We start from the raw sequence: 18602 nt of genomic DNA, 5'->3' as shown, positions 1-18602 counted from the left end.
GCGCCGCCGCGGCTACCTGCAGCTGTTCGCGCTGGCCGCGCTCGTGGAGGTCCCGATCTCCGCCGCAGCCTACGGCTTCCTCGTGCTCGTCACGGCCTGCACACGTGGCTCTGGCGGGACCTGCCGGAGAGTTGGGACTGGGCGCGTCACCGCTGGTCATCGTCGCGGCCGTGGTCGCCCACGTGGTGGCGGCCCGCCTCGATCCGGTGGCCGCGTCGAGCGGCGAGCGGCGGCCCGCCGAGCCCGCACCCGCGCAGCTCGGCGCCGGACCACCGCAGCCCGGGTCGTGACGTCCCTCAGCCGTCGCTGCCATCGACCCGGGCGGCCAGCGGCGCGCCGGGCGGTGGGGGCGCGGCTGCCTCGCCCGAGCCGGGCGGCGCGGATCTCGCCTTTCCGCGGTCCGGCGAGCGCACCAGCGCATCGACCCAGCCCGCCCGCGGGTCGGTGTCCACCAGCAGCGCCTTGACCAGCAGCGTCATCGGAATCGCGAGCAGCGCGCCGAGACCGCCGAGCACCCAGGCCCAGAAGATGAGGGCCACGAAGGTGACCGTGGCCGAGAGCCCCACCGAGTCGCCGACGAATCGGGGCTGGATCAATGACTGGATCACCAGGTTCAGCACGCAGTAGACGACGATGACCCAGAGCATGAGCTTCCAGCCCCCGGAGAGCAGGGCCAGCAGCGCAGGCGGGATGAGGCCGAGGATGAACCCGATGTTGGGAATGTAGTTGGTGATGAACGCCAGCACCCCCCACAGGATCGCGAGTGGCACGCCGAGGATCGCGAGCGCGGCCGTGTCGAGGACGGCCACGATGAACCCGAAGACGGTGGTGACGATCAGGTAGCTGCGCGTCCCCCGGGCGAAGTCACGCAGCGCCACGGCCATGGGCTGGCGGTCGGCGGCGATCGCGGCCAGCCGCGCCGGCATGCCGCTCGCCTCGGCGGAGAGGAACAGCAGCAGCGCCAGCAGGAATACGACGCTGGTCAGCACGCTCGTCACCCCGGACAGGAGACCGCCGAGCACCCCGGCCAGCTTGTTCAGATCCGCCGAGCTCGCCGCCGTCTTCGCCGTCGACGGGTCGATGCCCAACCGGTGCAGCTCCTCGGTCACGCTGGTGAACATCGCCTGGGCCTGGTTCGCGTACTGCGGCAGCAGCGAGGCCAGCTGGGCCACCGACACCACCATCACCAGCACCAGCGACAGGATGACGCCGTAGACGAGGATCACCAGTAGCAGCGTTGACAGCCAGCCCGGCCAGCCGTGCCGACGGGCCCAGGCCTGGACCGGGCTGATCGCGATCACGATGACCAGCGCCAGGAACACCGGCCCGAGGAGCCAGGACACCGCCATCATGCCGGCGACGACGATCACTCCGGCGGCCGCACCCAGCAGGACGACCAGCCCGCGGGGAAGGGCGACGTGAGGAGGTGCCGGAGCCGTCATCGTCGCGACGGTAGGCCCCGGTGTCCCCCGCGGCCTCACCCTTGAGGGGCGGTCCCCGCACGCCTGCCGCCGACGCCCACGGGGCTCGCCGGCTGCGGCCGGTCCGCTCGGCCGTCCCTCGGGAGCCCGCGATCGTCCGCTCCGGGTGAGGCCGGGCTGCCCGCACGGGGGCATCGTGACAATCCGGGGAGCTCCGTCCCACCTAACCGACACTCCGTGGGGAGATCGACGATGATTCTGGCGCAGAGCAGCGACTACCCCCTGCTCAATCTGATCTGGACGATGTTCGTCTTCTTCGGGTTCGTACTGTGGTTCTGGCTCCTGATCGTCATCTTCGGCGATCTGTTCGGTCGCTCCGACGCCTCGGGATGGGCGAAGGCGGGGTGGACCGTCCTCGTGATCGTGCTCCCGTTCGTCGGCATCCTGCTGTACCTGATCACGCAGGGCCGCGGGATGGCCGAACGCCGGCGGGCCGCCGCCGAGGCCGTGCGCACACGCTTCGAGAGCGACGTCCGGTCCATTGCGGGCAACGTTCAGCCCGCGGACCAGATCGCCAAGGCCAGGCAGCTCCTCGACAGCGGAGACATCACCCGCGACGAGTACGAGGCGCTCAAACGTCAGGCGCTCGCCCCGAGTGGCAGCGTCAGCACATCCGGATTGCCCTGACCGGGGCGCGGCGGAGCGGGCGATCGGCCGTCAGTCCAGCATCGTCGGTGCGGCGGCCGACGCCTCCTCGTCGAACACGCACAGCGCCCACGCAACGGCCACGGCCAGCCCGATTCCCACGATCGACCAGCCCGGGTGGTGGGACAGGGACAGGAAGCTCACGACGATGCTGACCACCACCAGCACGATCCCGACAACGCGCCCCCACAGCTGCCCGCTGATGACGGCCATTCCGGCCAGCCCCACGAGCGCCCCGACCACGATATGCACCCAGCCCCAGGCGACGACGCCGATCGAGAAGACCTGGTGCGCCCCCGGTGCGGTGATCTCGCCGCGCACCAGCGCGCTGGTTCCGGCGACGATGTGCAGGACACCGAGCACCGCCATCACGAGACCGGCGAACCGGGCGAGCCCTCTCGCCCAGGATGCGGCGGCCGGGCCCCGGCCGTCCACAACCTGCTCAGCCATGATCGGACTCCTCTCGACCTGTGGTGGGAACGTTCCTCCGGTGCGTCGCCCCGGATCGTCACCCGCTCCGGGTGATCCGCGAGGAGGCTGCGCGGATCACCCGGGAGGTGTGCGGGAAGCTCACTCGGGCCGGACGATGGTCGTGTCCACCGCGCGGGGCGCGGTTCCCCGGGAGACGGCTGAGCTGCTGTGAGCATCGAGGCGCTGGTTCTCGCCCTGACCGCGGTGATCCGCCCGACGACGGTGGGAGCCGTCTTCGCGATGCTGCGGGCGCGGCATCCGCAGCGGCTGCTGATGGGGTTCCTCCTCGCCGGCCTCGCGGTCAGCCTCGCCGTCGGGATCCTCGTCGTTGTCACCCTCCAGGGACTGACCTCCTCGGGCCCGTTGGCGGCCACCCGGCCGGTGCTCGATATCGCACTCGGCGCGGGCGCACTGGCCTACGCCGTCGGCACCTGGACCGGCGCGCTGCCCCGGCGCCGCGTCGGGGAGCCGTCCGGATCGGCGATGTGGATGCGGCGCCGGCTGCAGGACCTGAGACCGTCCGGCGCCGCGATGGCCGGGGTGCTCACCCACCTCCCCGGCCTGGTCTACCTGGCCGCGTTGAACGCGATCGCGAGCAGCGCCACGGGCACGGCGGACGGGATCGTGCAGGTGGTGGTCTACAACGCGATCTGGTTCAGCCTGCCCATCGTGGCACTCGTGCTCTCGGTGCACCGGCCGAACGTGTCGCAGGACCTCCTCGATCGGACGGCGACCTGGTCCCGGCGGCACCGACGGGTGCTCGTCACGGTGTTCTTCGGCGCACTGGGTGGATACCTCGTCGTGACCGGAGTCGTGGGCTGACCGCTGTCACCTGACGGAGGTGATGAGCCCGCCCGGTCGCCGCGGCGATGATGCCGCACGTTCCCGCCCGCCGTGGGGCTGCGGAGGTCCGACATGAACCGATGGAAGCCACTGATCGCCCTGGGCGCGGCCCAGTTCCTGGTCGTGCTCGACACGTCGGTCATGAACGTGTCGATCAGCCAGCTGGTCGAGGACTTCCAGACCGACGTCGCGGCGATCCAGGCCACCATCACCATCTACACGCTCGTGATGGCCGCGTTCCTGATCACCGGCGGCAAGGTGGGCGACCTCATCGGCCGGCGGCGGGCCTTCGCCGCCGGGCTCGTGATCTACGGGATCGGCTCCGCTCTCACCGCGGTCGCGCCGACACTGTGGATGTTGATACTCGGCTGGTCGATCATCGAAGGGCTCGGCGGGGCCCTGGTCCTGCCGGCGCTCGCCGCGCTGGTCGGCGGCAACTACGCCGGACGGCAGCGTGCCGCGGCCTACGGTGTGATCGGCGGCTTGGCGGGTGCCGGGATCGCGGTCGGCCCGCTGCTCGGCGGCTGGGTGACCACGTACCTGACCTGGCGTCTCGTGTTCGCCGGCGAGGTCGTCGTGGTCGTGCTCATCCTGGCCGCCATCCGCTGGATCCGCGACGTGCCCGTCGCCGGCCCGCGCCGCGAACTCGACGTCGTCGGCGCCGCGCTCTCCGTGGTCGGGCTCGCGCTCGTCGTCCTCGGCGTGCTGCAGAGCGCCACCTGGGGCTGGCTGCGTCCACGCAACTCGCCGGTGACCGTCTTCGGGTTCTCGCTGACCCCGTTCGTGATCATCGCGGGACTGGTGCTCCTGGGGCTGCTGCGCAGTTGGCTGCGGCACCGGGAGCGTCAGGGTCGCGATCCGCTGGTCCGCTGGGCGCTGCTCGACATCCCGCCGCTGCGGGCGGCGGTGTCCACGCTGCTCGCCCAGAACCTGATCCTGCTCGGGCTGTTCTTCACGATCCCGCTGTACCTGCAGGTCGTGCAGGGCTTCAACGCGTTCGAGACCGGACTGCGGCTGCTGCCGGTCTCGATCACCATGCTCGTCACGTCGATGAGCGCGCCGCTGCTCAACAAGGTCGCCACCCCCCGGCAGGTGGTTCGGGTGGGGTTCGCCGTGCTGGTCGTCGCGACCCTCTGGCTGGTCGCGGCGGTCAAGCCGCAGATCGACGACGCGTCGTTCGCCGCGGCGATGGCGGTGCTCGGGATCGGGATGGGCCTGCTGGCCGCGCAGCTGGGCAACATCGCCCAGTCCAGCGTCGGGGAGGCCGACCGCAGCGAGGTCGGCGGCCTGCAGTACACGGCGCAGAACCTCGGGTCGTCGCTGGGCACGGCCCTGATCGGCTCGATCCTCATCGGCGCCCTCACCGTCGCCGCCCAGGCCGGCCTCGCCGGCAGCGCGCAGGTCTCCGACGCCGTCAAACAGCAGGTGGGCATCGCGATCGCGGGAGGCATCTCGTTCGTCCCGATCGATCAGGTCCGGGCCGCGCTGACGCAGGCGCAGCTCCCCCCGGCGGAGGCCGAGGCGATCACCGCCACCTACGCCGACGCGCAGCTGCAGGGGCTCAAGGTGGCGCTGCTCGCGGCCGCCGCGATCGCCCTGCTGAGCCTCTTCCTCACCCGCAACCTGCCGGGCTCCCGGCTCGCCGAGCAACCCGGCGGTGCCGCCGACGCCACCGCTCTGCGGCCACCGGCTGGCCCGGGCGCCGACGATGACCTGCACAAACCCACATCGAGGCCCGGGAGATGAGATGCCCCGTTCCACCGACGCCATCAACGCCGCCGATCGCAACCACCGAGCCATCCGTGCGCTCGCCCGGCTGGCCGCGGCGGCTGTTCTCGGCGTGACGGCCGTCGCGGGCTGCGCCGGCGGCGGCTCTCCGGCGCCGGTCACGCCGCCACCTGCGGCGACGCCGGCCGCCCCGACCTCCACCGCGACGTCCGGGGCGCTCTGCGCCGCGGCCGACGAGTTCCAGACCGCAGCCAACAACCTTGCGCAGCTCGATGCGACGAAGGTGGGTGTCGACGGCGTCAAGGCGGCTCTGCAGGACCTCGGCGCGGCCGGGAGAAACCTGGCGAGCGCGGCCAAGGACCAGTTCGGTCCACAGGTCGACACCCTGAACCAGGCGCTCGGTTCGCTGCAGACCACGGTCAGCGAGCTGGGCAACCAGGACAGCCTGTCCGCCGAGCTCGGCGCGCTCACCGCGTCGGTCAGCGCGGTGGAACAGGCCGCCAAGCCGATCATGGACAGCGCCCGGGCCGGGTGCAGCTCCCTGCCGACCACGCAGTTGCCATCCGGGTCCTGAGGTGCGCTCCTCGGCGGCGGTGTGGTCAGGGTGTGTCAGTGCAGCAGCGTCTTCAACAGGATGGTGAGCACCCCGATCAGGGCCACGACAAGGGTGTCGGCGAGCAGCCGCCAGCCCGTCCGGCCGGTCCGGTAGCCGCCGAGGTACCCGGCACCGGCCAGCAGCGCGACGGTGACCCAGAGCGCAACGTTCGTCGCGGTCGAGACCGAGGCACCGAGCAGGAACGACACCGCGAGGACGAGCAGGGCGGGGACGCCGCCCAGGAGGATGGGGGCCTCGTGCCGCCACGCCCACCACAGATCCTGGCGCGGTCCTCGGGCCGGCGCCCCCAACCGGCCGGCCAGGGTCTCGACGTACACGTGGGCCAGCCAGTAGACGGTCAGCACGAGCACGACGGCGAGGAGGACCTGTGGCGCGGTCTCGCCGTGCTCGCCCACCACAGCCAGCACGGCCGAGGAGACCACGGCGCCGTAGAGCAGGCGGCTCGGGTTGCCCGCGGCGAGGCGCGCGGCGAGGGCACCGCGGCGGGTCGTCGGTGTGCCCCGCGCGGGCGCTGCTCCCGACCGCTCGGTTGCCACGACCTCGTCTCCCAACCGATCGCAGGTGGTCAGAGCGCCAGCAGGTTCGCCTTCTCCGTGGCGAACTCCTCCTCGGTGAGCACGCCCGCGGATCGCGCGTCGCCGAGGCGCATCAGCAGGTCCAGCCTGCCGCCCATGGCCGAAAGGTCCTCGGGTGTCACCGCCGGACGGTGAGGCGGGGGCGCGCTCGGCGGTTCCGGCGGTGTGGGCGCCTCGAGCGGTGCCAGCGCCGGGGCTCCGCCGCCTGCAGGGGCGGCCTGCGCGGTCACCAACTCGCGCGTGTGGGCCCCGTCGCTGGCAGGCGACACGCCCGCTCCGACGCCCCCTCCCGGCGCGGCCACCTCGTCGGCGGCTGCCTCGCCGGTCGCCCCCGGCGCCCGGGCGGCGATGGCGAGTACGAGCTCGATCAACCCGATGTACAGGGCGACGAACGCCGCCACCCAGATCAGCACCGACAGCGTCGGCGAGGGCCAGAACAGCAGGACGAGGGCCCCGACCGCGACCCCTGTCCACCGTGCCACCCGCAGGTTGCGCCGCAGGAACCCGGCGAGGGCGGCGAGTCGCTCCGGCAGGTTCAGCCCGTCGACGAACGCCTGGACGCCTGCCGCGACCCGATGCGGCCAGGACTCCGCCGGCGCCCGCGGGGCAGGCCCGGTCGCCTCGGGGTTCAGCTCCGCCGCGGCGGCCCGCACGGCCCGCTCCTCCCGGTAGTGGGCAGCCTGGGCCCGGACGGCGTGCGAGCCGCGCCGGATGGCCGGGATGATCCCGATCCGGCCCCAGAGGAGGGTGACCGCCACGATCCCGGCCATGATCAGCACCAGCCAGAGTGTCCAGCTGCGCAGGGAGCCCGTGATCCCCTGGTAGATCGCGTCGGCGGCCGCGACGTTGATCGGTTTGACCTGGCCCAGCAGCGGCCCGCGGGCAACCGCCATCACGAGCACGATCAGCAGCCCGAACGCACCGGTCGTCACCGCCCACGCCCGCAGCGTCTGCCACCGCCGCCGCGAGACCACCAGTGCTCCGATGAGCGCCGCGATGGCGATCAGCCCGACCCACAGCCACAGCGACTTCAGCAGGTCGATGGCGGTGTAGACCTGCGGGGCCTGCTCCTTGGTGAGCACGGTGATGCCCACGTTGTCCGGGATCAGGGCGAGCACCTGGCCGGCCAGGCCGGTCCGGCTGTCTGCCGGGACGAGGGCCTTGGCCTGCCCGAGAGTGAACTCCACCGACTGTCCGTTGATCAGCTGCGTCTGTGCGGAGCGTAGGGCCGCGCTGGTCAAGGCGGCGAATGCGGGTGAGGTGAGCAGCGCATGCACCCCCCTGCCGAGCAGGGTCCGGGCGCCGTCCTCGAGCGCCGGCCGGAATGCCTGCAGCCGCGGTGGGAGGGCGGCGACCGCCTCGTCGATGGCCTGCTGGACCTCCGGGTTGGTCATGATCGTGGCCACGACCCCGGTCTCGATCCGGGCCTGCACCGCCGGGTCGGTCAGGATCGCCTCCGTGCCCGCGACGAAGATCTCGGTGTTCACCACGTGCCGGCGCGTCCACAACGAGGTGCTCGACCCCAGCAGGGCGAGGGCGCTGACGAGGATCAGCAGCCCCACGACGAATCGACGCATGAGGCACTCCTCCCACCCCGGGTCGGGTCGCTCAGACGTTCTTCAACTCGCGCCCGTGGACGATGATCGCGTAGATCACGATGATGTCCACCGCGATGATGATCGTGGACCACACCGGGTAGGCGGCGATGAACGCCAGGTTGACGATCGCGCTGAGGGCGGCCAGGACGACACCGACCACGCGGGCGGCCGTGTTGCCCTTCATGAGCCCGATCCCCACCGCGACGGCGAGGACGCCGAGGATGAGATGCAGCCAGCCCCAGGCGTTGTAGTCGACGTTCACGACCAGACCGTTCGGACCGACCAGGTAGTAGCCGCTGTCGACGAGCGCGACGATCCCCTGGATCACCTGGAACGCGCCGACCACGATCATCATGACCCCGGAGAACACGACCCAGCCGGCCCAGCCGCTGATGCCGCTGACGTTGCTGGAGGTGTAGCTGCCGGGGGTGTAGTCGTCGCCGCTCGTCGGGTAGCCCGACGGCGAGGCGGGACCGCTTCTGGTCTGGGAGGCATCGGACATGACGTTCTCCTCGGTCGGGAGGGTCGGACCCGCGGGCCCGCCGGGTCTCGGCGGCGGGTGTCGGCGCGTCCGCCGCCGACGGTCGACGGCGCGCCCGATCGTCGTACCGCCCCCCGGGCACGGACCTCATCCGGAGGGGATGAATCGTGTCGCGGGACGCCGGGCGACCGGCGCCGCACCGTGCTCGTCCCGTCTCCGCGTGAGGTCGGCGGCAGCCGCCTGCCTCGCCACCCCGCGCGAGACCGGGTTGCGCTCGCCCTTCCCGGGTGATGCCGGGCCGGACCCCGCTGCGCAGAGTGCGGTGGCGTCGGATTCGAGTTCGGTCCTGAGGAGGCTGGGCATGGCGACCTTGACGGTGTGGAAGTTCGACTCGGCGGGCGGCGCGGAGAGCGCGCTCGACCTTCTGAAGCGGATGCAGAAGCAAGAGCTGCTCCAGATCAATGACGCCGCCTACGTCTACTGGCCGGAGGGCCGGAAGAAGCCGAAGACCCAGCAGCTGCACGGTCTCGCCGGCGCGGGGGCGCTGGGCGGGAGCTTCTGGGGGCTGCTGTTCGGTCTGATCTTCTTCGTGCCGCTGCTCGGGATGGCCGTGGGGGCGGCGATGGGGGCGCTCGCCGGGTCGATGTCCGATGTGGGGATCGACGACGAGTTCATCCGCACGGTGCGGGAGCAGGTCACCCCCGGCACGTCGGCGCTGTTCGTGATGACCTCGAACGTCGTCGCCGACAAGGTCCTGGATGAGTTCAGGGCCACCGGGGCCGCGCTGATCTCCACGAACCTGTCGAGCGAGCAGGAGGCCCGGCTGCGCGAGGCCTTCGCCGAGACCGAGCACGTCTGACCGTCTCGGAGACAATCACCCGAGATCCAGCACCGCGAGAACGGAGCCCTCCCGTGTCGGACGTCGAGGTCAGCCGCACCGAGTCCCTCACCCGCCGCGAGGCCGCCGAGCGGCTCTCGGCGCTGGCAGCCGCACTGGCGGACGGCGGGGACATGAAGGTCGAACTGGGTGCGAGCACGCTGAAGCTGCGGGTGCCGGACCACGTCCGGTGCGAGGTCGAGGTCGAGGTCGACGGCGACGAGGTGGAGCTGGAGATCGAACTGACGTGGTCCACCGCGCCCGCGGCGCAGGCCCGCACCCGGACGGCGAAGGACACGGCCCGATCGAGCACCTGACGGGAACGCTCAGCGCACCGGATGCCCAGCGAGCACCCGCAGCAGCGCGGTGACGGCCTGCCGGACGCCGGCGGGCGCCACCGCGGCGGGCGCGGCGCCGGGGGCGTGTCGCGGTACGCGGACCCGCAGGGCGCCGGGAAGGATGCGGAACCGCAGCGGCGGTGGCAGCCGCAGCGCCTCGCCGTCGACCCCGACATCGACGAGAGGCCGGCCGGAGCCGACCTCGAACTCCGGGGCCGTCCACTCGCGGTAGCCGTGGAACTGCCGGAGGCGGCCGGTGGACTCGGCGGAGAGCAGAGCCGGGAGATCGCGCGCCCGGTCCACGGTGACCGTGACGATCCCGAGGACACCCGCGTCCATCCGCGCCCGGGAGCCGAACCCGTTCAGGCTGTCGAGGCGGTAGACGCCGTTGGAGACGAGCACGACGCCCGCCGATCGCGCGACCGTCCCGTCGGGACGGTCGAAGCTCAGGTCGAAGCCCTCCGCGCCGGGCCCGAGCAGGTCGGGGAGCAGCTGCGCCGTGGTCGCGAGCTTGGCGTCGCGGTACGCCTCGGACTGCACGACCGTGGCGTAGACGCCCAGCGAGGCGTTGTTGACGAAGATGCGGTCGCCGAGCAGCGCCAGGTCGACGCGCCGCTCGAGGGCGTCGGTATAGGCGTCGAGCGCGGCCGCGACATCGGACCGGTCGAGCCCGAGGTCGAGCGCGAAGTGGTTGCGGGTGCCCGCGGGCACGCAGACGAACGCCACGTCGTGGCGGCGCGCCACGTCGGCGACCAGGGCCTGCGATCCGTCACCGCCGGCCATCCCGATCACATCGGCGCCGTCGGCGACGGCCCTCTCGGCGAGCGCGCGCAGGTCGTCGGCGGGGCGCAGCAGCACCGGGGTGACCCCGCGGCGTCGCGCCTCGTCCTCCAGGGCGAAACGCCCAACCTTCCCGCCGCCGGACCGCGGGTTCATCAGCAGGACGCCCTGACGGGCCGGACCGACGGGCCGAGCGCCCGCCGTCGGCGGGGACAGATCGTGCGCGAGGGCCACCCGGGCCGCCGCCGTCGACACCACGACGAGGCCGACGACGATCGCGATCCGCACGAGGGAGCCGACGTCCAGCAGCACGATGACCGCCGCCAGCGCCACGACCGCCAGCGCGGTGGCGACCAGTCTGCGGGTCCCGCGGTGCACGAGGGCGGTCCAGGCGGCGACGACGGCGACGAACACGAGCAGCAGCGCCACCGGGAGCCGCGCCGGGTGCTGCACAAGGCCCGCCACCACGACGGCGGCGGCCGCGGCGAGGGCGATCAGCGCCGCCGCGGCGGCCGCGCGCCGTCCCGCCGACGGACGAGGTGGCGACGAGCTTGCTCCAGACGGGATTGCGCCAGCGGGTTGGTTCTGCATCACATGACCGCCTTTTCCAGGATGTCGACCACGGTGCACCGGAGGGCATCGGCCGTCCTCACCCCGCCCGGATGACCCCACTCACCTGCGGCGGGGGATGTCCCGTCGGTGGGTATGCCCGATGCTCCTGCGACCAGCTCGTCACCCGTGGACGGAGGTCGTCAATGCGGGATCCCCGGGTCGTCGGACAGGGCGTACCGCACCGGCGGGTCCACTTCCACGACCCGGAAGCCCCGACGGCATCGGTGGTGACGCCCTCGGTGTTCGTCTCGGTCCGCAACGAGCGGGGGCAGCTGCTGCTGGTTCGCCGATGCGACAGCGGCACCTGGGAGCTGCCGGGTGGCCGGGTCGACGTCGGGGAGAGCGCCGTTGCGGCAGCACTGCGCGAGACCGTCGAGGAGACGGGGGTCCGGGTGCGGATCACCGGGCTGGTCGGGCTGTTCACCGATCCGGCGCATGTCATCGAGTCCGCCGGGGACGAGACGCGCCAGCAGTTCGTGGTGTGCTTCCACGCCTGGCTGATATCGGGCGAGCCGCGTCCCGACCTGCACGAGACGAGCTACGCCGCGTGGATGGACCCCATTGACATCGCGGCGCTGCCGATGGAGCCCGGGGCGCACCGGCTGATCCGGCACGCCCTGTCCGGGGCGAGCGACCCGCATCTGGATTGAGCGGCAGGGAGGGGATGGGCGATGAGCCAGGCGAGCACCGCTTCGCGCAGGCGCGGCGCGAGGCCCGACCAGGCGTCCCGTTTGACCCGGGAGCAGCGCGTGGCGCGAGGGAGGGCCGCCCGCGCCGAGGTGCCGCGCTCACGCCACGCGGAGTTCACGCCCGGCCGGGGGCGCCCCGATCCCGTTGCCCTGCTGGAGGGCCAGGCCGCGTCGCGCGTTCCGGAGCTGATGCCGATCCGCTACGGGCGGATGGCCGTCTCGGCGTTCGCGTACTTCCGCGGCGCCGCGCTGCCGATGGCGAGCGACCTCGCCGACACCCCCCGGACCGGGCTGGTCGTCCAGGCCTGCGGGGACGCCCACCTGGCGAACTTCGGCCTGTACGCCTCGCCGGAACGGCACCTCGTGTTCGACATCAACGACTTCGACGAGACCCTGCCCGGGCCGTGGGAGTGGGACGTCAAGCGCCTCGCGACGAGTCTGGAGGTGGCGGGCCGAGACAACGGCTACTCCGGCAAGGAACGCCGCAGCATCGTGCTCGGGGCGGTCGCCGCCTACCGCCGGGCGATGCGGGACTTCGCCGACCGGACCACGCTCGAGGTCTGGTACGCCCACGCCGATATCGCCGCGGTGCAGGCGTACTTCGCCCAGGACCTCGTCGGGGCCCGGCGCAAGCGGTTCTCCCGGAACCTGGCCAAGGCGCGGAGCAGGGACAATCTCGGTGCTCTCGCCCGGTTCGCCGGGGTCCGGGACGGACGACCGAGGATCATCGCCGACCCGCCGCTCATCGTCCCCGTCGCGGACCTGGTCGCCGACGGCACCGACGCCGCAGAGATCGAACAGCAGCTACGTGCGGTGCTGCGCGCGTACCGGATCAGTCTCGAGCCGGAGCGGCGGGTGTTGCTGGACCAGTACCGGCTGGTGGACATGGCGCGCAAGGTCGTCGGCGTCGGCAGCGTGGGCACCCGCTCCTGGATGATCCTGCTGCTCGGAGACGACGAGCACGACCCGTTGTTCCTGCAGGCCAAGGAGGCCGGCCCGACGGTACTGGAGCCGTTCCTCGAGCCCAGCGAGTACCAGAACGCCGGTCGGCGAGTGGTCGTCGGGCAGCGGCTCATGCAGACCGTCAGCGACATCTTCCTCGGCTGGGTCAGGGTCGAGGGTTTCGACGGCCGATCCCGCGACTTCTACCTGCGGCAGCTGCGGGACGGGAAGTTCTCGGCCGAGGTCGAGACGATGATCCCCAAGGGGATGCGGGCCTACGGCGAGCTGTGTGGCTGGACGCTGGCGCGGGCCCACGCCCGCTCGGGGGACCGCGTCGCGATCGCGGCCTACCTCGGCTCCGGCCCCGCGTTCGAGACGGCGGTCCGTGAGTTCGCCGAGCAGTACGCCGACCAGAACGAGCGGGACCACCAGGCACTGCTGGACGCGATCGGATCGGGCCGGATCACGGCCGAGACGGGGCTGTAGCCCGCCGGCGCTCAGCCGCTGCGAGCAGGCCGTGCTCGTGGGCCACGAGGACGGCCGTGCGGCGGCTGCTCACGCCGAGCTTGGCGTAGATCGACCGCACGTGGCTCTTCACCGTGTTGACCGAGACGGTAAGGTCCGTGGCGATCTCGTCCAGCGAGAGCAGCGTCGGGAGCAGCGTCAGCACGGTGAGCTCCCGCTCGCTCAGCAGCGCCCGGCACTCCTGCAGACCGGCTCCAGCGGCGAGCGCACGTCTCGCGAACTCCTCCGAGGAGCCGAAGCTGCCGTGCTGGTGCACGAGCAGCTCGCGGACGCCGGGTCCGGCCTGGGTGAACGGCCGCACGGCGTCGAGCGGCTCGGCAAGGGCCAGCGCGGTCTGCAGCGCGCGGCGGGCGGCGGGCCGCTCCCTGGTGGCGAGCGCGAGCGTCGTCTCCAGCAACCACGCATCCACGACGGTATGCGGCAGCAGTGCCTGCGCGGGTTCCTCCAGCACGGTGCGAACGGTCGACCGGGCGTGCTCAAGCCGGCCGCTCGCCGCGTCCACCCACGCACGCATGATCAGCAACTCGACGTTGCCGCTGGTGCGGTCGGCCAACCAGCGGTACACCGTCCAGGCTGCCGTGGAGTGCCCGAGCAGCATCGCGGCGTGGAACTCGAGCAGCGCGGCCGCGGCGGCCTGCTCGGCGCCGGCAGGGTGATCACCGAACTCCGTGCGCGCCTGCTGCAGCTCACCCAGGCCGCGCGCCCGGTCGCCGCGGTCGAGGACCGCGGCGCCGTGAACCGTCCGCAGGGCGAACCGCAGCGGTGGGGACGAGGCGCCCGGACCGAGCGCGAGCCCCTCGGCGGCGAGACGCTCGGCATCATGCGCATCGGCGCGCTGAAGGACGGCGTAGGCGAGCATCGAGGTGGCGGCGGCCGACCAGGTCGAGGCCTCCCAGCCGTGCTCGGCCGCGCAGCCACGGGCCTGTGTGCTCATCGCCCGCATCGTGCGAATGTCGCCGCAGGTGCCCGCGACGATGCCCAGCAGCGTCAGACATTGCAGGGACAGGTAGTCGAAGCCGTGCCGGCGGCCCAGCCCGAGCGCAGCCTCGAGCTCCGCACGCGCCGCGGCCCGGTCGCGGTTGTCGAACAGCAGCGCCGTGCCACGGCTCAGTCTGCTGAGCGCCTCCAGCTCCGGTTCCGCGGGCAGCTCGTTCAGCGTCGTCGGCGACGCGGTCGCAGCACCGCCGGGCAGGACAGCGCCGGGCAGGACAGCGCCGAACTGCTCGGCCAACACGCGCAGCACGGAGACGTCCGTGCTCGTGGTGCTCGTGGTGTCTTCGACCGGATGGGACCGCTGGGCGAGGCCCAGATCGCACCGGGCCGCCGATATCTCACCGGCCTCGAGGTGGGTGAGCGCCGAGGTGAGGGCGAGCAGCGCGTCGGCGGCCGTGGTACGGGCCCCCAGGGTGGTGATCGCGCGGCGGAGGGGACCGTGGTCGCCGGTGAGGAGCAGCGGAACGGCGAAGCGGTGCAGCAGGTCCGACAGCATGGTGGTATCGCGGCTCTGCGCGGCGTGGTCGAGAGCCAGCACGGGTCGGTCCTGCGCTGCCCACCAGCGCGCCGCGGCGGCGTGCAGCTCGGCTGCCCGCATCGGGCCCTGACGATGGAGATCCGCGCGCAGATAGCTGCGCAGGAGCTCCTGGATCCGGTAGGCGTCGCGCCGCCGGCTCGTGGCCGACACCAGTGAGGTCTGGCGCTCGAGCCCGTCGAGCAGGCTGCCGGCCTCCTCCCGGCCGGACAGCACGACGGCGAGAGCCGACGGGATCGGATCGGCGATGCTGGTCTGCCGCAGGAACTCCTGGATGTCCTCCGGAAGGCGCGAGAGGATCTCCCCGACCAGGTAGTCCGCCACCGACCGCTCATCGCCGGAGAACTCGGCGAGGAAGCCGTCGAGGTCAGCGGACCTGGTCATGGCGAGCGCGGCAAGACGCAGGCCTGCGGCCCAGCCTCCGGTGCGCTGATGCAGCACCTCGACCTGCGCGGGGGTGAGGCGCAAGTCCGACTTCTCCAGCAGCGTCGCCGCCTCCGCCAAAGAGAAGCGCAACCGGTCGGCGCGCAGCTCCCACAGACGGCCTGCGAGGCGCAGCCGTGGGAGGGACAGCGGTGGATCCAGCCGACTGGAGAGGATCAGCTGAACGTGGTCGGGGCGGTTGCGCAGGAGGATCTCGATGCCGTGCAGGGTCTCCGGCTCGACGAGCTCGTGCAGGTCGTCGAGGATCAGCCGGATCGGCCGGGGCAGTGCCTGCAGGGCGTCCAGGAGCTCGGCGAGGAACTCCGGCTGGGCGCCCGGACGCCAGATCCAGGGGGCGTGCAGGCGGCTCGACGGAGGCACTGACGGGCAGGCGGCAATCGCGGCCACCACGGACGCCCACAACCGCCGTGGGTCGTTGTCGTCGCGATCGAGCCCCACCCAGGCGGTCTCCGTTCCGGTGCTCCCAAGTGCCCATTCCGCCAGCAGCAGGGTCTTGCCGTATCCGGCGGGGGCGCAGACCAGCCCGATACTCTTGCCTTCCCCGGCGTCGAGATCAGTCCGAAGCGAATGCCGCATCACGAATTCCGGCGGGAGTCGCGGAACCGCGATCTTTGCCCGCGGAACAAGTGGCACGAGTTCCAACCCCCGTTCCCCCATCCGGCGGTAACACCTGCGCCATACTGCCCTATCGACTGGCGCGATGGCGCCAGAATCGGGACCTGTGCCGCGTTGGACGCATCGCTCAGGAGATCGGAATGTCAAATGGCATACCTGGCAGGGCGCCGAGTCACGATAAGGCCGTCCAGCCATGATGTCCATGGACTTTCCGGGCTCTTTTCTGTGCAATTCACACCTATGTCGTAAATGGCGGGAACATCCTTCGCGATTCGCCGGCCGTCTCATCCGATTCGGGCGATGCCGCCCCGCCGGCCGCGGCGGACCGTGGGCCGCCTGCGCCGGCCCGGGACGCGGCGTTGGAGGCGAGTGCCGATGGGGCGTGCGCGATACGAGGTCCGGGTGAGCGGCCGGCTGTCGGACCGGGCGCGAAACGCGTTCTGCGGCATGCAGATCCAGGCCGTCCCACCACAGACGATCATGTTCGGTGAGCTGGCCGAGGAGTCCGACCTGCGCGACCTGCTGGCGCTGTGCCGCGCTATGGGTCTGGAAGTGGTCTCCCTACAGCGGCTGCCGGGTTGACCCGGCGCCTCACGGCCGCGTCGGGGTCATCGCCTGGTCGATCACCAGCGTGAGCCGGGCGAGCAGCTGCTCGCCCTCGGCCGCGGTCAGCAACCCACCCGCCACGGCCGCCCGGACCTCCTGGGTGAGCAGCCGGATCAGCCGGTCGGGCCACTGCGCGTTCGCTGCTGGGCTCGTCCCGAGCTCGTGCCGGGGCGCGGCGACCGTCAGCGTCGTCGGCGTCGTCGGGACGCCGACCCCGTTCGGCGTCCGTTCAGCATCCGGGTGCACCAGACCACCTCCGCCATGGCGCCGCAGCGCACGGCGCTGCCGCAGTATCGAAAACCCCCGCCGGGTCGACACCACCCGGGTCAGGTGAACGCCCCGCTCCCGCCGAGTTCGGCAGCAGCGGGGAGTCGGCGCCCGGGCTTCGGGCCGTGACGGGACCGACCCTTCCCAAGATCATCAGATGTTTGAGGGCAATATTCCGCCATCTGCTGCACCGCACGGGTCGCACCCGATATATATCCGATGTCACGGCGAGCCATCGGGTATTGGCCCGCGCCGGGATCGTGCGCTACCTCAGCCGGTTCATGGTCCTCGAACCCGGTGACGTGACCCGCAGGCGCTGCGCGGTGGGATCGGCTACCTGTCCGGCGGCAACGCGCAGAAGGTGGTCATGGCAGGGCGCAGACCTCCGACCTGCTCGACGGCTGCACCCGGCCGAGCGGGCGGCCCTCCTCGGCGGGACCGCGCGCCGCGTCTACGGCCTGTCCTGAGCCGATCGCTTCCCCGATCCGTTCACCTCAGCCGACGTCAGCGCCCCCTCCGCCGAGCCAAGCATCGTGCGCAGCCACTCCTCGACACCGGCGATGTGCACGGTCGCCCACGACCGCGCGACCTCGGGTTGACGGGAGGCGATCGCCTCGTAGATGGCCTGGTGCTGCTCGCGGGTCCGGCGGACGGCGCCCTCCTGGGTGAGCCCGCGCCAGATCCGCGCCCGCGCCGTCGGGCCGGACAAGCTCTCGATCAACGAGCAGAGCACGGGGTTGCCCGAGCCCGCGGCGATCCGCCGGTGGAAGTCCAGGTCGTTCGCGACGAGCGCCTCCACGGTGGGCTCCTCGCCCAGCTCGGCGAGCACCCCGCCCAGCGCGACGATCTCCGCCTCCGGCATCGCCAGCGCGGCCATCGCGGTGGCCGCGGGCTCCAGGATGCGTCGAACCTCCAGGAAGTCCAGTACGGTGTCGTCGCGGTGGAAGTCGACGACGAAGCCGAGGGCGTCCAGCAGCAGGTCCGGCGCCAGGCTGGTCACGTAGGTGCCGTCGCCCTGGCGGACATCGAGCACCCGGATCAGCGACAGCGCCTTGACCGCCTCGCGCAGCGAGCTGCGGGACAGGCCCAGCCGCTCGGCGAGATCCGCTTCCTTGGGTAGCCGGTCACCCGGACCCAGCTCGCCCGAGACGATCATCGTCTTGATCTTCTCGATGGCCTCGTCAGTTACCGGCACGCTCCCACCCCTCACAGGACATCCGACCTTTCGTCACGATACCCGCTGGGTCAGTGGAGCAGCGTCGGGAGGCTGTTGGCGAATCAGCGCGTCTATCCACTGTGGACCCCTCTTCCCGGGATGCTTGGCCGGTGGCGAAGGGGTACCGGCCGGTGGTGCGGGACCAGGAGTTCCTGTTGCCGCCGAACATGTCCGACTGGCTGCCGGAGGGCCATCTGGCCTGGTTTGTGATCGACACGGTGGCCGCGCTGGACACCGCGGCGGTCCACCAGCGGGCGGCGCGGCGGCGCGACGGGCGGGACCGGCGCACCGCGGCCGGGCGGGCGGGGTATGACCCGGACATGCTGCTCACCCTGTTGCGCTACGCGTACGCGGTGGGGCCGCGCTCCAGCCGGGCGATCGAGCGGTTGTGCGGCACCGACGTGGCGTTCCGGGTGCTCTGCGCCCAGGACGCCCCGGACCACACGGTGATCTCCCGGTTCCGCCGGACGCACCTGGAGGCGTTCACCGAGGTGTCCGCCCGGGTGCTGCGGCCGGGCCGGGCGGCCGGGCTGGCCCGGCTGGGCACGGTCGCGATCGACGGGTCGAAGATCGCGGCGAACGCGTCGCTGCAGGCCGACCGCGGCGCCGAGTGGCTGCGTGACCAGGTGGCGAGGATGGCCGTCGATCCGGACGCGGCACACGGCACCGGGCAGGCCGCCCAGTACCTGCTGCGCGCCGCCGACCGGGACGCCGCCGACCGGGAC

General features: G+C 72.1%; 20 protein-coding genes. 11 read left to right on the top strand and 9 right to left on the bottom strand.

From position 1 onward, the window contains the following. Window positions 1-104 precede the first annotated feature (104 nt). The gene (locus G567_RS34525; RefSeq protein ID WP_147201206.1) at window positions 105-290 is read left to right on the top strand and encodes a hypothetical protein; all 186 of its coding nucleotides are present in this window, start codon (window positions 105-107) and stop codon (window positions 288-290) included. A 6-nt stretch (window positions 291-296) separates the two neighbouring features. Here the strand turns inward: G567_RS34525 and G567_RS30645 are convergent, their stop codons facing one another. Beyond that, the gene (locus tag G567_RS30645) at window positions 297-1442 is read right to left on the bottom strand and encodes an AI-2E family transporter (protein ID WP_084796361.1); all 1146 of its coding nucleotides are present in this window, start codon (window positions 1440-1442) and stop codon (window positions 297-299) included. A 231-nt stretch (window positions 1443-1673) separates the two neighbouring features. On the opposite strand from G567_RS30645, the gene G567_RS30640 reads away from it, so the two are divergent. Then, the gene (locus G567_RS30640; protein WP_051233425.1) at window positions 1674-2108 is read left to right on the top strand and encodes an SHOCT domain-containing protein; all 435 of its coding nucleotides are present in this window, start codon (window positions 1674-1676) and stop codon (window positions 2106-2108) included. 30 nt (window positions 2109-2138) lie between these two features. Here G567_RS30640 and G567_RS30635 read toward each other — a convergent pair whose 3' ends face one another. Continuing rightward, a complete protein-coding gene (locus G567_RS30635; RefSeq protein WP_147201205.1) occupies window positions 2139-2576 on the bottom strand; it encodes a DUF7144 family membrane protein in 438 nt (145 codons plus the stop codon). A gap of 189 nt (window positions 2577-2765) precedes the next feature. Between G567_RS30635 and G567_RS0122430 the strand changes: the two genes are divergently transcribed. The 3 genes from G567_RS0122430 (at window position 2766) to G567_RS0122420 (ending at window position 5742) form a co-directional block, all read left to right on the top strand. Beyond that, window positions 2766-3419, top strand: a complete 654-nt coding sequence (locus tag G567_RS0122430; RefSeq protein WP_028931733.1) for a GAP family protein — start codon at window positions 2766-2768, stop codon at window positions 3417-3419. Window positions 3420-3512: 93 nt separating this feature from the next. After that, entirely contained in the window at window positions 3513-5186 is a 1674-nt protein-coding gene (locus G567_RS30630) for an MFS transporter (RefSeq protein WP_051233430.1), read from the top strand. Between the two features lies 1 nt (window position 5187). Continuing rightward, a complete protein-coding gene (locus G567_RS0122420) occupies window positions 5188-5742 on the top strand; it encodes a hypothetical protein (protein ID WP_028931732.1) in 555 nt (184 codons plus the stop codon). A gap of 35 nt (window positions 5743-5777) precedes the next feature. Here G567_RS0122420 and G567_RS0122415 read toward each other — a convergent pair whose 3' ends face one another. From G567_RS0122415 to G567_RS0122400, 3 genes are read right to left on the bottom strand one after another with little or no spacing between them, the layout of a single operon-like run. After that, on the bottom strand, window positions 5778-6320 hold the full coding sequence (locus G567_RS0122415; RefSeq protein WP_028931731.1) for a hypothetical protein: 543 nt from the start codon (window positions 6318-6320) through the stop codon (window positions 5778-5780). 29 nt (window positions 6321-6349) lie between these two features. After that, window positions 6350-7936 carry an SHOCT domain-containing protein gene (locus G567_RS32445; protein WP_051233423.1) on the bottom strand — a complete coding sequence of 529 codons (1587 nt, stop codon included), beginning with the start codon at window positions 7934-7936 and terminating at the stop codon, window positions 6350-6352. A 31-nt stretch (window positions 7937-7967) separates the two neighbouring features. Further along, a complete protein-coding gene (locus G567_RS0122400; protein ID WP_028931730.1) occupies window positions 7968-8459 on the bottom strand; it encodes a DUF7144 family membrane protein in 492 nt (163 codons plus the stop codon). Window positions 8460-8799: 340 nt separating this feature from the next. On the opposite strand from G567_RS0122400, the gene G567_RS0122395 reads away from it, so the two are divergent. Beyond that, window positions 8800-9297 carry a DUF1269 domain-containing protein gene (locus tag G567_RS0122395; RefSeq protein WP_028931729.1) on the top strand — a complete coding sequence of 166 codons (498 nt, stop codon included), beginning with the start codon at window positions 8800-8802 and terminating at the stop codon, window positions 9295-9297. Window positions 9298-9350: 53 nt separating this feature from the next. Then, window positions 9351-9632 carry an amphi-Trp domain-containing protein gene (locus tag G567_RS0122390; RefSeq protein ID WP_028931728.1) on the top strand — a complete coding sequence of 94 codons (282 nt, stop codon included), beginning with the start codon at window positions 9351-9353 and terminating at the stop codon, window positions 9630-9632. A gap of 9 nt (window positions 9633-9641) precedes the next feature. Here the strand turns inward: G567_RS0122390 and G567_RS0122385 are convergent, their stop codons facing one another. After that, window positions 9642-11024, bottom strand: a complete 1383-nt coding sequence (locus tag G567_RS0122385; RefSeq protein ID WP_084796362.1) for a diacylglycerol/lipid kinase family protein — start codon at window positions 11022-11024, stop codon at window positions 9642-9644. A 164-nt stretch (window positions 11025-11188) separates the two neighbouring features. On the opposite strand from G567_RS0122385, the gene G567_RS0122380 reads away from it, so the two are divergent. Further along, the gene (locus G567_RS0122380) at window positions 11189-11695 is read left to right on the top strand and encodes an NUDIX hydrolase (RefSeq protein WP_028931726.1); all 507 of its coding nucleotides are present in this window, start codon (window positions 11189-11191) and stop codon (window positions 11693-11695) included. A gap of 99 nt (window positions 11696-11794) precedes the next feature. Continuing rightward, window positions 11795-13162, top strand: a complete 1368-nt coding sequence (locus G567_RS30620; protein ID WP_245585755.1) for a DUF2252 domain-containing protein — start codon at window positions 11795-11797, stop codon at window positions 13160-13162. Here G567_RS30620 and G567_RS0122370 read toward each other — a convergent pair. After that, on the bottom strand, window positions 13140-15749 hold the full coding sequence (locus G567_RS0122370; RefSeq protein WP_051233421.1) for a winged helix-turn-helix domain-containing protein: 2610 nt from the start codon (window positions 15747-15749) through the stop codon (window positions 13140-13142). The genes G567_RS30620 and G567_RS0122370 overlap by 23 nt on opposite strands. A 414-nt stretch (window positions 15750-16163) precedes the next feature. On the opposite strand from G567_RS0122370, the gene G567_RS0122365 reads away from it, so the two are divergent. Further along, entirely contained in the window at window positions 16164-16370 is a 207-nt protein-coding gene (locus tag G567_RS0122365; protein ID WP_028931724.1) for a hypothetical protein, read from the top strand. Between the two features lie 9 nt (window positions 16371-16379). On the opposite strand, the gene G567_RS0122360 is transcribed toward G567_RS0122365, so the two are convergent. Continuing rightward, window positions 16380-16640 carry a hypothetical protein gene (locus tag G567_RS0122360; protein WP_028931723.1) on the bottom strand — a complete coding sequence of 87 codons (261 nt, stop codon included), beginning with the start codon at window positions 16638-16640 and terminating at the stop codon, window positions 16380-16382. 472 nt (window positions 16641-17112) lie between these two features. Next, window positions 17113-17856 carry a FadR/GntR family transcriptional regulator gene (locus tag G567_RS0122355; RefSeq protein ID WP_028931722.1) on the bottom strand — a complete coding sequence of 248 codons (744 nt, stop codon included), beginning with the start codon at window positions 17854-17856 and terminating at the stop codon, window positions 17113-17115. 131 nt (window positions 17857-17987) lie between these two features. On the opposite strand from G567_RS0122355, the gene G567_RS0122350 reads away from it, so the two are divergent. Further along, window positions 17988-18602 (top strand): transposase (locus G567_RS0122350; protein ID WP_028929273.1); only part of this gene is annotated, 615 nt, incomplete at its 3' end.

The organism is Pseudonocardia asaccharolytica DSM 44247 = NBRC 16224 (assembly GCF_000423625.1).
GTDB classification, from domain to species: Bacteria; Actinomycetota; Actinomycetes; order Mycobacteriales; family Pseudonocardiaceae; genus Pseudonocardia; species Pseudonocardia asaccharolytica.
This window is presented reverse-complemented; position numbering and strand designations above follow the sequence as displayed.

What these genes read in the sequence shown, in the direction of transcription:
- G567_RS30645 (WP_084796361.1), bottom strand. Translation starts at nt 1,442, where the DNA reads ATGACGGCTCCGGCACCTCCTCACGTCGCCCTTCCCCGCGGGCTGGTC.
- G567_RS30640 (WP_051233425.1), top strand. Translation starts at nt 1,674, where the DNA reads ATGATTCTGGCGCAGAGCAGCGACTACCCCCTGCTCAATCTGATCTGG.
- G567_RS30635 (WP_147201205.1), bottom strand. Translation starts at nt 2,576, where the DNA reads ATGGCTGAGCAGGTTGTGGACGGCCGGGGCCCGGCCGCCGCATCCTGG.
- G567_RS30630 (WP_051233430.1), top strand. Translation starts at nt 3,513, where the DNA reads ATGAACCGATGGAAGCCACTGATCGCCCTGGGCGCGGCCCAGTTCCTG.
- G567_RS0122420 (WP_028931732.1), top strand. Translation starts at nt 5,188, where the DNA reads ATGCCCCGTTCCACCGACGCCATCAACGCCGCCGATCGCAACCACCGA.
- G567_RS32445 (WP_051233423.1), bottom strand. Translation starts at nt 7,936, where the DNA reads ATGCGTCGATTCGTCGTGGGGCTGCTGATCCTCGTCAGCGCCCTCGCC.
- G567_RS0122400 (WP_028931730.1), bottom strand. Translation starts at nt 8,459, where the DNA reads ATGTCCGATGCCTCCCAGACCAGAAGCGGTCCCGCCTCGCCGTCGGGC.
- G567_RS0122395 (WP_028931729.1), top strand. Translation starts at nt 8,800, where the DNA reads ATGGCGACCTTGACGGTGTGGAAGTTCGACTCGGCGGGCGGCGCGGAG.
- G567_RS0122385 (WP_084796362.1), bottom strand. Translation starts at nt 11,024, where the DNA reads ATGCAGAACCAACCCGCTGGCGCAATCCCGTCTGGAGCAAGCTCGTCG.
- G567_RS0122380 (WP_028931726.1), top strand. Translation starts at nt 11,189, where the DNA reads ATGCGGGATCCCCGGGTCGTCGGACAGGGCGTACCGCACCGGCGGGTC.
- G567_RS0122370 (WP_051233421.1), bottom strand. Translation starts at nt 15,749, where the DNA reads ATGCGGCATTCGCTTCGGACTGATCTCGACGCCGGGGAAGGCAAGAGT.
- G567_RS0122365 (WP_028931724.1), top strand. Translation starts at nt 16,164, where the DNA reads ATGGGGCGTGCGCGATACGAGGTCCGGGTGAGCGGCCGGCTGTCGGAC.